Raw genomic sequence first — 14,045 nt, 5'->3', positions numbered from 1 at the left:
ATGTGGATTATTCCTTTTTATATTAATTAAAACTTCATAGCTAAGCTCTACGAGTTAAGAGCTCAATCCATAACTATTTCTTATTTAAAAGATTAAGAGTAATTAAGGTGTGTGCAAGCACTCCTAGTGGAAGACACTCCTCATCAATATCGAAGTAAGAATTATGAAGAGGCGCAGTAATTTTCTTTTCTACATTTCCACATCCCAAATGATAAAAAGCCCCTTTTGAAGCATCAATAAAATATGAAAAATCTTCTACTCCAAGACTAGGCTTATCCTTAATAACTAAGGCACTTTCACCAAAGTTCTCTTTAACAGTATTAATTATCACCTCTACAACCTCTGAAGAATTTATAAGTGCTGCATATCCTTCTTCAATTTCTACAAGACCTTCTCCGCCAAAGGATTTTGCCACACTCTCTACTATATGTTTTATCCGCTCTTTTACCATAACTCTTGTAGCAGGATCAATTGTTCTTAAAGTTCCTCTAATTTTCACCTCATGAGCTATTACGTTCCCTTTAACTCCACCATTTATTGTTCCAAGGGTTAGCACCGCAGAATCTAAAGGAGATACATTTCGACTTACTATAGTTTGAAGAGCAGTGATTACATGCCCAGCAATTACTATGGCATCTGTGCCTAAATCAGGATATGCACCATGAGCTTGTTTCCCCTTTAGCGTAATGCTAATTCCATCACTCGCACCATTTAATGCTCCATACTTAGTCTCAATAATTCCACAAGGATGATTTGGCATTACATGCAAACCTATGACATAGTCTACTTTTGGATTTTCCATGCATCCAGACTTCACCATTCTATCTGCTCCTCCAACAGTTTCTTCTGCAGGTTGGAAAAATAACTTTATGTTTCCATGAAGCTCATCTTTCATATTACTTAATATTTTTGCAGCTCCTAGAAGCATCGTAACATGAGCATCATGTCCACAGGCATGCATAGCTCCTTCTTTTTGAGATTTGTATGATACCTCATTACTTTCAGTTATAGGTAATGCATCCATATCGGCTCTTATGCCAATGGTTTTACCCTGAAACTTACCATATATTATTCCAACTACAGCGGTTTGACCTTCATAAGTTTCATATTCTATATTCATTTCTTTTAAATATTTTTTTATTACATCACTAGTTCTATATTCTTCCAAACCGAGTTCAGGATGCATGTGCAAATCTCTTCTAATACTTATAAGCCAAGGTTTCATATTCATTATCTGATTTTTTAATAAATCCTTATCCAAAATTTCACCTCCAACCCATCTAAGTCATTAAATAATTAACTTCCCCAATATTTTTTTCATCTTTTATATATACTCTAGGAACTCTTCTACTTATTACACTTAAAACCTCATTTCTATTTGTATTACATTTATCAGCTACTTCTATCACACCTACAGAGTTTTCTCCTTGTCCTCCTAAAAGAACCACTTCATCTCCAACTTTTACATTGGATATGCTAGTCAAGTCTATCATAGCTTGATCCATACATATTTTTCCTATTACTTTAGCCTTTTCACCATTAATACTTACTTCCCCAACATTAGAAAGACACCTCATGTAACCATCAGCATATCCCACAGGTAAAGTACCAACTTTCACCTTTTCCTTTGCTATAAAAGAGTAATCATAACCTACCCCTTCACCCTTTTGTATATGCTTAATATGAGAAATTTTAGTTTTAAATGTTAAAGCGGTTTTTAAAACTGGTAACTTGTCGCTAATTCTTGATGGACTCATTCCATATAGAAATGCTCCAAGTCTAATCATATTCATGTGAAACTCAGGATATCTAACCATGCCAATACTGTCACATACATGTTTAATAGGAATATGAATTTTCTCTTCTTCTATTTCTTCTATAACTTTTTGAAATAAAGCAAATTGTTTCTCATCTTCTTTGCTATTGACCAGGGCAAGATGTGTAAATATACCTTCAACTTCAATATTTTTAAGTTTATAAATGCTTTTTATAATATTTTTCAAATCTTTACTCCATTTAAAACCTAATCGATTAAAACCTGTATCAATTTTTATATGAACTTTTTGTATTGTTTTTAAGTATGAAGCTATCTTTGAAAGTATCTCTCCTTGCAAAGCACTAAAAATGGTTAAGGTTATATTGTTTTCTACAGCAATATGCAGATATTCATCTGACGTATAGCCCATAACTAATATAGGTATATCCTTAAACTCTCTTCTTAGTTCTATAGCTTCTAATAAACAGGCAACTGCTATATAGTCTACCCCTTTATCAACAAGTATTCTTGCAACTTCAATTGCTCCATGTCCATAAGCATTAGCCTTTAACACTGCCGCTATTTTTGTTTCCTTTGAAAGAAGTTTTTTAGCTTCATCTAAATTCCAAATTATATTATCTAAATTTATTTCTACCCAAGTATCCCTAAGCCTTAAAGGCATATTGCTTTTAAGCACAATAACTTCATCTCCTTTTTGCAAGCTTAAATAAATTTTAAAAACTCATTTAATTATATGAATTGAGTCTGGAATATATAATTTAAAAGCATATTTTTGTACAAAATAAAAAAAGGAAGGTATCCCTTCCAAAACAATAAATAATTATAATTTTTAAATCATAGGTTGTTGACTATTCATTGACCACCCTTCATTTTTTATATCTAATAAATCTACATTGTCTGTTCTGATATCCACCTTCTTTAGCCTTTTAACAATTCCAAAAGGATTATTTAAAGAAAGCTTGTCGCCTCTTCCTGAAATTATCCAAAGAGTACTATAAGCCTTTGGAAGAGCTTTTAATCTTTCCTCGCCTTTGCCATCAGTAAAATATATTAGAATATTAGTGTCTGTACCATTAACATATTGGAATACAGGACTAAACTTGGTGCCACCACCAGTTACTTCTCTTTCCTTTATATCCTTTATTGATTTTATCTTATAACTTCTTCTTATTTCTGTATCACACTCTAAAATAGTTATCTCATGATTATAATTCTTAACAATACTTAATACTTCCTTCATTGCTTGCTGAAATTCTTCGTCACTAATACTACCACTAATATCAATTGCTACAGTTACTTTAGCTATGTGACTCCTCAATTCTCCTTTTAAATCTAATCTATTAGGTTGTCGTCTATTTCTTCTTGTTATAGTCTTCTTTTTTTTACTTTCCAAAGTTCCCATTAGTTTTTTTAAATATATATTCCAAGGTATCTCTCCCTTTTCACTACATAAAGCCTCTATCATAGAACTTAAAAAAACTGGTATTGTACCTTTTACTGCTTCTCTTGCAAATTTTTCTGTGAATTCCTTAAGAGTTTTATCATCAATTTCTAAAGACTTATCCCACTGATTATGAGTTTTAGAAATATCATACTCCTTTTCAATGTCACTTTCCATTGTATCATCTTCTTCATTCTCTTCTAATAAATTTAACTCTTCTTGAATCCTATTTACATAGTATTCCATAGAATTATAAGGTTTTAGGTTTAAATTATATTTTAAATTAACCCATTCAATGGTTGTAGCGTAAGGAGGTAAATAATCTAAGTATTGATTTACAACTATATCCATGGCCATATTAATTGCTAGGGTGCTATAAGTATATTTAAGTTGTTTAGCCCTTATTAAGTGTAAGCTAAGTATGTGATGAATTTCATGCTTTATGGTACTTTGCATTTGCTCAGCAGTAAGACTTAAATAAATAAAAGGATTAAAATAAATAACATATTTCGCTTGCTTAAATTCTATTGAAGTTGGCGATGCAATATCATATTTAACTGCTCTTCCCATTTGCAGAAGAAAGTAACCATAAAAATTATCCTTATCCTCCATAAGTAAGAAATTTACTTTGTTTATGAGATTTAAAAATTTCTCATCAAAATCCCTAGGAATATCCTCTACAGACTGCACATTTGAAATAACTTCATAAAGCTCTTCTTTTAATTCATGAAACTTATTCCCCATTATACCACCTAACCTTTTATTTCATCATAAGCAGCAAAATACATATTTATAAAATCTTCATTTTCTATGGATAAACTATAAACCTTGTTGTAACTTAACTTCATCTCCTGCATCAATGCAAGTCTTAAGTCTACTGGGTAAAGTTCTATAAACTTAATAAACCTCTCTATTTGCTTTTCTATGGGATATCCACACTCTAAAATATGTAGGAGATTTTTAGCAGTTAAATATAATCTTGTGTGACTTTCTGTCTTTATCCTTAGTAAAGTTTCCTTAGATATCTCCGTCCCCTCAAACACTTTCTCAGCGGAGATTAAAGGTTTATTATTTTCCTCACTAAAGGAAATAAATTCTTCTGCTATTTTATTGCCTAAGTTTCCAGCTACTATATTAAAAAGCACTCTTTTAGGAATGTCTCTGCTATTTTCCTTATATAGCTTATAAATTTTAGAAACTCTCTCATAACTTCTAGGTGTGGCTTTTGCATAAACATTACTATCCTTACTATGTAAGTATTCTGGGAAGGTAGCTATAAATTCTATTACTTTATCTTCAACACCCTTTTCTATTGCCCAGTGGAGCCATGCTTTAGTATCACTTTCCATATAAAGCCAAACAAACCTATTTTCCTGTGCTGAGTCCATATCTACTACTTGGTAATCAAAATCTTCCCCGTATTTACTTGAAGGATTCATTGCGGCCAAAATTTTCACCCTATTATCCAAACTATATCCGTTAATTTCTCTATTTAATATCAGATTCATAAGTTCCTGTTGAACAGTGTGCTCACAACGATTAATCTCGTCAATAAATAAAAGCACTTCTCCTTCATTTTTTACAAACTCATCAATATCCTGAAGTTTAGTATGAACAGCATAAACAGTTCTTTTTTTATTAACTAAATTCCCATTAACATCTATGCTTTTATACTCTTCTATGGTTGGTAGGCCACCAATTTCTCCCTCCTTAAGCAAATTTCCATCTATAATAACTAAATTCCATCCTCGTTTTTTGCTAAGTTCTTTGGCTAAAGCAGTTTTACCTATTCCACTTTCTCCAACTATTAAAGGAACTTCTCCCGTTTCAATAATAATTTCTGCACTGATTAAAGTATCTTTAAAATTCATATATTTTCTTTGAGAAGAGGTTAATTTTTTCTTCTCAAAGTTTCACTTCCTTTCCTTTGTACCTTTAGTAAACTTTCAACTTTTCATCCACAGTTATTCTCCTTGCTTTCTTACTACCATACTTATTAATAAAAAGAATTTTATCCATAGATATGTTACCTTGTTTTTCACTAATACTATTACAATTAATAAAAGCTCTCACATAGTTTTCCTCAACCTGCTCTTTAGATAAGACTTCTTTTAAAGCTTCTTCAACTTTCTCCTTAGGTATATCCTTAATAAAATACTTCATTACCGAAGGATTGTTTTTCAAAAGTATAAGCTTTTTATTTTCATCAATATTTGTTATAAACTTAATAGCTGATTCATTTTCTTTTACGGCCAAGATTTCGGCCTTTAAAGTAGGCTTATCTATATACCTTAAAGCTTCATAATTTATGCTTATAGCTAAAAGCTGAAGCTCCTCACAAGGGTTTTTAATGTATTTTATGGAATCATAGTCTTTTTTGATAGCTAGTTTTTGAATTTCTAAACTTGGATTTTCAGCATATCTTATTGCCCATCCCTTTTGGTTAATACCTATGTTAAGCAAGTCTTCACAAGGATTCTTAATATATTGTAAAGTATTCCATGCCCTTGATACAGCATATTTTTTCATGTCATAGGTTGGATTATCTATGAATTCTATAGCTCTAATACTACTTTTCAATGCCAATTCTTTCATTTCCTCAGTTGGGTTTTCTATGTACCTTATCATCATTCCATCTCTTTTAATTGCTGCTATCTTTATCTTTTCGCTAGGATTAGGAATGTTTTTTATGATAATTGGGTTACTTTCTATAATTTCCATTAATTTATCTTCTGTCATAAAATCCCACCTCATTATTTATTAATTAGAATATGCAATTAATAATAATTATTTCTTATACTGTAATTATAAGCTTTTTAACTACACCCAACAAGGCAATTTATTATATAAGAAATCGAATTATTATTGATTATACAATCAACACTATAATAAAGATATAAGAATTCCTATTTTAAATTCTACTTGTATAATATAAAATATAAATAAAAAAATCTGTAATTTCAGATAGCTAAAAAATGCCTAATGAAAAATATGATAATAATTTTAGTAATAGTAATCATAGAGTTAAACATTTTAGAAAATGGTGGTGATTTTAATGAAAATTGTAATAGCTCCTGATTCTTTCAAGGGCTCCTTGACTGCTAAAGAAGTAGCTGATGCAATTGAAAAAGGAATAAACAAAGCATATAGTCATATTAAAATAGAAAAAGTCCCCATGGCTGATGGTGGTGAAGGTACAGTTCAATCCTTAGTAGATGCAACTAATGGAAAAATAATTTTAACAAAGGTCTTTGATCCACTAATGAGGAAAATTAATTCTTTTTATGGTATTCTTGGTGATAACAAAACTGCTGTAATAGAAATGTCAGCAGCATCTGGTCTTCCGCTTTTATCTAAAGAAGAAAAAAAACCGCTTATCACAACTACCTATGGAACTGGTGAACTTTTACTACATGCCCTAGATCAAGGCTGTAGAAACTTCATAATTGGTATTGGTGGTAGTGCGACAAATGATGGTGGATTTGGAATGATGAAAGCACTGGGAGTTAAATTTTTAAATTCTGGTGGAAATGACATTGGCTTTGGGGGAGGAGCTTTAGAAAATTTAAGCTTAATTGATACTAGTGGGTTAGATAAGCGACTTAAAGGTTCTTCAATTACAGTTGCCTGCGATGTAGATAACCCCCTCTATGGTCCAAAGGGTGCTTCTAGTATCTTTGCCCCCCAAAAGGGTGCTACACAAGAAATGATTTCATTTCTGGATAGCAACCTAAAGCATTATTCAAATATAATTGAAAAACAATTAGGAATAGCCATTGGTGAAATTCCAGGTTCTGGAGCAGCTGGTGGACTTGGTGGCGGATTAGTAGCCTTTTTAAATGCCCAACTAAAAAAAGGCATAGACATAGTGATAAAAACTACAAATTTAGAGGATTATATATGTAATGCAGATTTAGTCATTACTGGCGAGGGAAACATTGACTATCAAACGCAATACGGAAAGACTCCCTATGGGGTTGCAAAGATCGCTAAAAAACATAATATCCCAGTAATTGCTATAGCAGGTGGTATTGGTGTAGGAGCTAATATTTTGTATGAGGAAGGATTCCATAGTATCTTCTCTATCACTAATAAGCCTATGACCTTAGAGGAAGCCATGAAAAATGGAAACCGACTTTTAGAGGATACCGCTGAAAGAGTAATTCGTGCAAGTCTATGTTTAATGGTAAATAAATAAAGTTCTAATGCTGATACCCTTAAATTTTTTAGTAGTTTTCCATTTTAATAATATAGGTTATAATATAATTTATGTATATTTCACAGTGCATTACTTAACAAATTATTAAACTTCTTTTTCAATTAATATTTAGTACTTTCATTAATTATTTGTAACTTTCATAAAGATATTAATATAATTAATGAGTTTGTTTATGAAATAGTTGATTATATTTTTTCTAAAGATAGTATTTGTTAATTAAACTAAATTACATGCTATCCCAAGTAATAAACAAGAGATATTAGGAGGTGGCAAAGTGAATTATATTATATTGGATTTGGAATTTAATCATCCCTCTAAATCCCAAGACGAAGAACAAAATAAAATAAATAAAAGCTTCCCTTTTGAGATAATTCAAATTGGTGCCTTAAAGCTAGATGAGAAATTTAATACATTGTCTACATTTGATAAACTAATAAAGCCTGAGGCCTATACAGATATTAAACCCCATATACAGGAAATTACAGGTCTTAACTCAGAAATATTAAGTACCGCTAAAACTTTTAAGGAATTATATGTTAGTCTTTATAATTTTCTTAAAGGTGATAATATTTTATGTGTTTGGGGTGCTGCTGATATTAAGGAATTATTTAGAAATATAACATATCACGAATTAAACCACTCTGATATTTCTAAAAAGTATATTGACATTCAATATCATGCTTCGAAACATTTTAAATACCCTAAAGGAACTAATATAGGTTTAAGCAAAGCTGTAGACTTATTAAATATTCCTGTTAAAGAAGATTTTCACAACGCCTTTAATGATGCTTTTTACACAACTGAGGTTTTTAAAAAGATTTATAAGAAGGAAATTGAGCCTAAAGTTTATAACCTCAATAAAATTAGCACAAATAGGGAGCCATCCAAAAGCACTAAATTAGATACTCATAAACTATTAATGCAATTTGAGAAAATGTTTAACCGTGAGCTCACCAAAGAGGAACAGTCTATGATCAAACTAGCCTATAACATGGGAAAAACTAGTCAATTTCAAGTTCAGAAAAAGGAATCAAAATAGGTTCAGTTAAAAACTCATGAACCTTATGATTCCTACAAATATATTCCTAAGATTAACATTAATAATACAAGTATAAAAGCTATAAGCAAAAATTTTAATGAATACTTAATCCATTTACCATAAGGTACCCTAGCAATTGCAAGGCCTCCCATCACCACTGCAGAAGTTGGGGTTAGTAAATTAATAAGCCCTGAAGCTGATTGGTAAGCTGTAATAATTAAAGCTCTAGTTACACCAGCAAAGTCTGCTAGTGGTGCCATAATTGGCATTGTCAAAGTTGCGAGTCCAGAAGTAGATGGTATCAAAAAGGATAAAGGCATATAAAACAAATAGGTTATAATTACAAGACCTGAAGAACCTAATCCTTTAAGTAGATTTTCTCCATAATTTAGAATTGTATCGGTTATAATACCAGCATTCATTATTATGGTAATACCTCTGGAAAGTCCAATTATAAGAGCAACTCCTAATAAATCCTTAGCTCCATTAACAAAGGAAGAAACTAGCTCCTGTTCTTTCATCCCATAAAGTAATCCAATTATTATTGCAAAAACCAAAAATAAGGTTGTTAATTCTCCGAACCACCAACCTAAAGTTGGAATTAAGGTAATATTCATGTCTGAAAATGGAATTACTCCAAACACCATAATCATAAAGGTTACAATAAACAAAATTAAAGCTAACTTTCTTTTTCCGGTTAACTCTGGGAATCCACTATCTCCCTTGGAATGGAGAAAGTGAGCCTCATTATCCTCTTTTAATTCATAGATTAGAGATGCAGATGGATTCCTTTTAATCCTTTTAGCATACCTCATAGTATAAATAATTGCTGCAAATTCCAGCACTACTAAAATCATCAGTCTAAGTACTATGCCTTCTCCTATGGAAACTCCAGCAAAACCCGAAGCTATACCAGTAGCAAAAGGATTTACAGTTGAACCTAGTACTCCACAACCTGCACCTAAGAGTATTACAGATACTGCAGTGAGAGCATCATAACCTGCTGCAATAAATACTGGTACTATTAGAGGGTAAAATGCTAAGGTTTCTTCTGCCATACCAAAAGAAGTTCCTCCTAAAGAAAATACTATCATTAATATGGGAATCATCAACCTTTCCCTACCTTTTAATCTTGCTATTACTCTAGCAATCCCAGCATCAATGGCTCCAGTATTCATAACAACCCCTAGAAATCCTCCAATTATTATTATGAATAAAGCTACCTCTATTGCTTCATAGAAGCCACTTACAGGAGCCATTATCACATCAGCAATTCCTTGAGGATTTCGTTCCACTAAATGATAAGTTTCTGGAATTGGTATCTTTTTAACTGCACTTGGATCTACATAGTTATACTGACCCGCTGGTATTATCCAAGTAAGGATAGCTACTACTATGATAATTAAAAAAAGTATAGTATAAGCACTGGGCATTTTAAAATTCTTTCTCATCTTTCCTCCCGTAGTGTTTCTTAAGGTGTTAATTTCTCTACTACTTCCTCAAAAGAAATATTCTCTAGACCTTCTGGAAGTTTAAAATTTGGATTTTCTAACTCTCCGCCCATATTCTTTATTATAGAATTTACCTTTTCTCTATCTTTTCCCTCAACATTTACAACTACAATATAATTTACATCTACAATTTCCTCGAAGCCCCCCATGCCACTAGCCATTGGACTTGCTGCTGCTAAAGGACCTTGCTCTGTTGTATATAGGGAGTTTGAAGAATTTAATACTAAGCTAGAAAGATTTGGTGAGTTTACTGCACCTCCTTCATTTCCTCCTCTAGTGTAATCAAGTATTTCATGGGTATTTAAATCGGAGTATGTATTATGAAATCCATTTTCTTTCAATGCCTCTACGGCTTTATTTGCGTTTTTTATTCCACTAAAATAACTTACTATTTTCATATTTCTTCCTCCCTTCAGTCTATAAATTTATCTTCTCACTAAATTATTAGTATTATTCTCATAAATAAATTATAAATTAACATATATTGTGTACATTAAGTGTCAAAATAATATTTATCGTATATTATGAATAAGGAGTTTTTTTACACGAGCTTTTAAATTTTTGCATAACAAAAATAATTCTTTCTATAAAAATCATAAAAACAAATGTAAATAAATCATAAATTAATATTAGTAAATCATATGATAAATAATAGATACTTAATAGATTTATTTTGCTATTTAAAAGGAGGTTTCATTTATGAATAAAGTTGAAATTTATACTAGTGATACTTGTGGTTACTGCCATCAAGCTAAGGATTTTTTACAAGCCAATAATATTGAATATCTAGAGTATAATATTTCTAGGGATTTAGATGCTAGAAAAACTCTTATGAGAAAAGGGTATATGTCAGTACCATTATTAGTTATTAATGGTGAAGAGGTTCTTGGGTTTGATAGAGAAAGAATATGTACTATTCTTGGGCTATAAATAACTTTTATTCTATTTGTCATTGTCAATTTAGCTTTGCACATGGAAAATTAAGCTACTATCAATAGATAGTAGACTAAATTATAACCATTAATAAAAAAGAATCCATAGGTATTTTAAAATTGTCCTTTATAGAGGGCATACTTTAATTCTCCTAGGGATTTTTTCATTTTACTTGATTTTTTATATTTTCGATTGTGGGCTTTTCAATGCTTAATTACAAAACCATATAAAACTTGTCTACTCATTAATAAAGTCTATTATTTTATCATAATAGTTTTCTCCATCCTCATGTCCATTTTCAAATAAATTGTAGAGTTTCTCCTTATTCTTTTCAATTCTTCCAACCTTAACTTCTTTTGAAGGTCTAATAACTATTGCCTTGCCTGCTCTCTCTAGAGCCTCAATATAATCTAAGGTTTCATTGTATTTTTTATATCTATTCATTATAGTTTCCACAAGCATTGGGTATTTTTTATACTTAAATTCTATTACTTTTTCAAACTTCATAGGGCTTTTTCTATACTCTTTATTTCTTGTTAAAATGATAATGTTTTTTTCATTGCCATCCTCAATGGATTTTTTTATAGGAATAGAATCTGAAATTCCTCCATCTAAAAGCTCATACCCTTTTAGCTTAACCATAGGGGAAATAAGAGGCAATGAAGCTGTAGCCCTTAAAGCATAAAACCCTTCTGTTACATCATCCTTATTTAAATACAGAGGTTTCCCAGTATTGCAATCGGTAACTCCTATAAGAAACTTACTGGGTGATTTATGAAAAGTTTCATAATCAAAGGCTACGTGTTTATTTGGTATCTCATCAAAAATATAATTCATTCCAAAAAAGGATTTTTCCTTTATAAGGTTTCTAAAACTTGCATACTTCCAATGGTTTGCAAAATCGATGTTCACCCTTTTATTTCTGCCCTTTTGTCTTGATATGTAAGAAACTGCATTACATGCTCCAGCAGATACTCCTATGATATAGTTAAAGTATAAGTCTTTTTCCATAAAGTATTCCAATACACCACATGTATATAATCCTCTCATGCCACCGCCTTCAAGAACAAGACCTATATTTGCCATGTTAGCTCCTCCTTTTTTATAAATGTAATATATTTCTATTATAACACCAACTTTAAATCTTTTCTAACTGCCTTAATTTTTGCAGAATATTAAAACTTACAGACTAATTTTGAATTTTTTATTTTATTAAGCAAATACTAAAGTCATAAAATTCTAAGGAGGATTAAACCATGGAAAAGCTTAAAAATTTACTTGATGGAACTCTAAACCAATATGGTGATAAGGCTGTTCCTAAGATTCCTGTATTTGCAGGTAGTGATATTACATCTGAAGTTTATTACTTCAAGCCAAATCAAGTATTGAACAAACATAGACACCCAAGTGGAGAACAGATATTTTTTATCCTTAAAGGTGAAGGTAGAATGATGGTTGGAGAAGGCGCTTTTGACATCCAAGTAGGTTCTTCAATTTTTGTACCTGCTGGAGAATGGCATGAAATAATTAATGGAACTGTATCCGAAATGGTTGCAGTTCAAGTTACTAAAGTAGGAGCAGGATTTGAAGCTCATAACGGATAATTAATACTCTTTAAACTGCAATATGCAATAAAATATAAACTAAAGTGATATACTAATCATTTAATTAGTATATCACTTTATTATTGAAATTTTCTGAGTTTTTTAGCAATTTTATAAGCTTTTTACCAAAGTAAACGTAATCATGTATTTTAAAGATATTACATGAAAAAGTCATATATTCTTTTATAACCTAATATAAAGGCTAATAATCACATAATTTAAGGGTTTGACATATAGATGTATTAATGGTATATATATAGTATAGCACATAAATCGGTTTATTTTTTATGTGCCACATTATATGATAACAATAATATAACCTTTAAATACATATATAACAATCTGTAAGATTATGGGAGGAAATTTTATGTGTACAAAAGTTGCTATTAACGGTTTCGGAAGAATTGGACGTTCTGTTCTAAGAATTGCGTCAGAAAGATTAGAAAATGATGTTGAAATAGTTGCAATTAATGCTAGAGCAGAAAGTGATACTTTAGCTCATCTTTTTAAATACGATTCTTGTTATGGAACCTTTAAAGGAGATATAGATACTACAGAAGATTCAATAACTATAAATGGGAAAACAATAAAAATTTGTAGAGAAAGAGATCCTGAAAACTTACCATGGAAAGCTCTTGGTGTAGATATTGTTATCGATTCTACAGGGGTTTTTAAAGATAAGGAAAGCCTTATGAAACATGTTAAAGCTGGTGCAAAAAAAGTAATTCTAACCTGCCCTGGAAAAGATGAAGATATAACTGTAGTTATGGGTGTAAATGAAGATAAGATAGATATTGATAACCATACTATTATATCTAATGCTTCTTGTACTACAAACTGTTTAGCACCTTTTGCAAAGGTTTTAGATGAGGAATTTGGTATAGTAAAAGGTTTAATGACCACTATACATTCGTATACAAATGATCAACAACTTCTTGATAAAAATCATAAAGATTTAAGAAGAGGAAGAGCTGCTGCAGAATCAATAATTCCTACCACTACTGGAGCTGCAAAAGCAGTCGGTAAAGTTCTTCCTAATTTAAATGGAAAATTAAATGGATTTTCTGTAAGAATTCCTACTCCAACTGTTTCAATGACTGACTTAGTTTGTGAACTTTCAAGAAATGTAACTGTGGATGAGGTTAATAAAGCTTTAAAGAAAGCTGCTGAAGGTCAAATGAAAGGTATACTTGGTTATTCAGAAGAACCACTTGTATCAATAGATTATAGAGGTGATGAAAGATCTTCTATTATCGATGCCCTATCAACTATGGTTATGGATGGAAACATGGTTAAAGTGGTTTCTTGGTATGACAATGAGTGGGGATATGCTTGCAGAGTTGTAGATTTAACAAACTATATAGCTGCTGAAATGAAAACCTCCTCAAATTACACTGAAGAAATAGCAATATAATAAAGAAAACTGGAGAATTAATTTAATATGATTAATTCTCCAGTTTTTTATTATAAGTCACTAATTTCTATTCTCTTACTTTAAAGGTTGAGTTTAAAAGCTTAATA

13 protein-coding genes are annotated in these 14,045 nt (G+C 30.9%); 5 read left to right on the top strand and 8 right to left on the bottom strand.

Features of this window, described 5'->3' with window-relative positions; all coding sequences use genetic code 11:
* Positions 1 to 73 precede the first annotated feature (73 nt).
* The 5 genes from B3040_RS05755 to B3040_RS05735 form a co-directional block, all read right to left on the bottom strand.
* The gene (locus B3040_RS05755) at positions 74 to 1,261 is read right to left on the bottom strand and encodes an amidohydrolase (protein WP_349679163.1); all 1,188 of its coding nucleotides are present in this window, start codon (positions 1,259 to 1,261) and stop codon (positions 74 to 76) included.
* Between the two features lie 19 nt (positions 1,262 to 1,280).
* Entirely contained in the window at positions 1,281 to 2,453 is a 1,173-nt protein-coding gene (gene alr / locus B3040_RS05750; RefSeq protein WP_291571096.1) for an alanine racemase, read from the bottom strand.
* Positions 2,454 to 2,606: 153 nt separating this feature from the next.
* On the bottom strand, positions 2,607 to 3,962 hold the full coding sequence (locus tag B3040_RS05745) for a VWA-like domain-containing protein (protein WP_291571094.1): 1,356 nt from the start codon (positions 3,960 to 3,962) through the stop codon (positions 2,607 to 2,609).
* Positions 3,963 to 3,970: 8 nt separating this feature from the next.
* A complete protein-coding gene (locus B3040_RS05740) occupies positions 3,971 to 5,089 on the bottom strand; it encodes an ATP-binding protein (RefSeq protein ID WP_291571092.1) in 1,119 nt (372 codons plus the stop codon).
* A gap of 64 nt (positions 5,090 to 5,153) precedes the next feature.
* Entirely contained in the window at positions 5,154 to 5,957 is an 804-nt protein-coding gene (locus tag B3040_RS05735; protein ID WP_291571090.1) for a hypothetical protein, read from the bottom strand.
* Positions 5,958 to 6,273: 316 nt separating this feature from the next.
* On the opposite strand from B3040_RS05735, the gene B3040_RS05730 reads away from it, so the two are divergent.
* Positions 6,274 to 7,416 (top strand): glycerate kinase, encoded by a 1,143-nt coding sequence (locus tag B3040_RS05730; RefSeq protein ID WP_291571088.1) that lies wholly within the window; start codon positions 6,274 to 6,276, stop codon positions 7,414 to 7,416.
* Positions 7,417 to 7,711: 295 nt separating this feature from the next.
* Positions 7,712 to 8,476, top strand: coding sequence for a 3'-5' exonuclease (locus B3040_RS05725; RefSeq protein ID WP_291571086.1), 765 nt, complete (start codon positions 7,712 to 7,714; stop codon positions 8,474 to 8,476).
* A gap of 32 nt (positions 8,477 to 8,508) precedes the next feature.
* Here the strand turns inward: B3040_RS05725 and B3040_RS05720 are convergent, their stop codons facing one another.
* Positions 8,509 to 9,927, bottom strand: a complete 1,419-nt coding sequence (locus B3040_RS05720) for a YfcC family protein (RefSeq protein ID WP_291571084.1) — start codon at positions 9,925 to 9,927, stop codon at positions 8,509 to 8,511.
* A 20-nt stretch (positions 9,928 to 9,947) separates the two neighbouring features.
* Entirely contained in the window at positions 9,948 to 10,385 is a 438-nt protein-coding gene (locus tag B3040_RS05715; RefSeq protein WP_291571083.1) for a hypothetical protein, read from the bottom strand.
* 301 nt (positions 10,386 to 10,686) lie between these two features.
* Between B3040_RS05715 and B3040_RS05710 the strand changes: the two genes are divergently transcribed.
* Positions 10,687 to 10,917 (top strand): glutaredoxin family protein, encoded by a 231-nt coding sequence (locus B3040_RS05710; RefSeq protein ID WP_291571081.1) that lies wholly within the window; start codon positions 10,687 to 10,689, stop codon positions 10,915 to 10,917.
* Between the two features lie 240 nt (positions 10,918 to 11,157).
* Here the strand turns inward: B3040_RS05710 and B3040_RS05705 are convergent, their stop codons facing one another.
* Positions 11,158 to 12,006, bottom strand: a complete 849-nt coding sequence (locus tag B3040_RS05705; RefSeq protein ID WP_291571079.1) for a patatin-like phospholipase family protein — start codon at positions 12,004 to 12,006, stop codon at positions 11,158 to 11,160.
* A gap of 170 nt (positions 12,007 to 12,176) precedes the next feature.
* On the opposite strand from B3040_RS05705, the gene B3040_RS05700 reads away from it, so the two are divergent.
* Complete coding sequence (locus B3040_RS05700) at positions 12,177 to 12,524, top strand: cupin domain-containing protein (protein WP_291571076.1); 348 nt, start codon at positions 12,177 to 12,179, stop codon at positions 12,522 to 12,524.
* Between the two features lie 367 nt (positions 12,525 to 12,891).
* Positions 12,892 to 13,938 carry a type I glyceraldehyde-3-phosphate dehydrogenase gene (gene gap / locus B3040_RS05695; RefSeq protein ID WP_291571074.1) on the top strand — a complete coding sequence of 349 codons (1,047 nt, stop codon included), beginning with the start codon at positions 12,892 to 12,894 and terminating at the stop codon, positions 13,936 to 13,938.
* Positions 13,939 to 14,045 lie beyond the last annotated feature (107 nt).

It is taken from the genome of Clostridium sp. UBA4548 (assembly GCF_002387895.1).
In the GTDB taxonomy this organism is placed as follows: domain Bacteria; phylum Bacillota; class Clostridia; order Clostridiales; family Clostridiaceae; genus Clostridium_J.
Note: the sequence above shows the minus strand (reverse complement) of the source record. Positions and strands in the feature narration are given on the sequence as shown.

Coding starts and splice junctions, on each gene's coding strand:
- B3040_RS05745 (WP_291571094.1), bottom strand. CDS start 3,962: ATGGGGAATAAGTTTCATGAATTAAAAGAAGAGCTTTATGAAGTTATT.
- B3040_RS05740 (WP_291571092.1), bottom strand. CDS start 5,089: ATGAATTTTAAAGATACTTTAATCAGTGCAGAAATTATTATTGAAACG.
- B3040_RS05735 (WP_291571090.1), bottom strand. CDS start 5,957: ATGACAGAAGATAAATTAATGGAAATTATAGAAAGTAACCCAATTATC.
- B3040_RS05730 (WP_291571088.1), top strand. CDS start 6,274: ATGAAAATTGTAATAGCTCCTGATTCTTTCAAGGGCTCCTTGACTGCT.
- B3040_RS05720 (WP_291571084.1), bottom strand. CDS start 9,927: ATGAGAAAGAATTTTAAAATGCCCAGTGCTTATACTATACTTTTTTTA.
- B3040_RS05715 (WP_291571083.1), bottom strand. CDS start 10,385: ATGAAAATAGTAAGTTATTTTAGTGGAATAAAAAACGCAAATAAAGCC.
- B3040_RS05710 (WP_291571081.1), top strand. CDS start 10,687: ATGAATAAAGTTGAAATTTATACTAGTGATACTTGTGGTTACTGCCAT.
- B3040_RS05705 (WP_291571079.1), bottom strand. CDS start 12,006: ATGGCAAATATAGGTCTTGTTCTTGAAGGCGGTGGCATGAGAGGATTA.
- B3040_RS05700 (WP_291571076.1), top strand. CDS start 12,177: ATGGAAAAGCTTAAAAATTTACTTGATGGAACTCTAAACCAATATGGT.
- gap (WP_291571074.1), top strand. CDS start 12,892: ATGTGTACAAAAGTTGCTATTAACGGTTTCGGAAGAATTGGACGTTCT.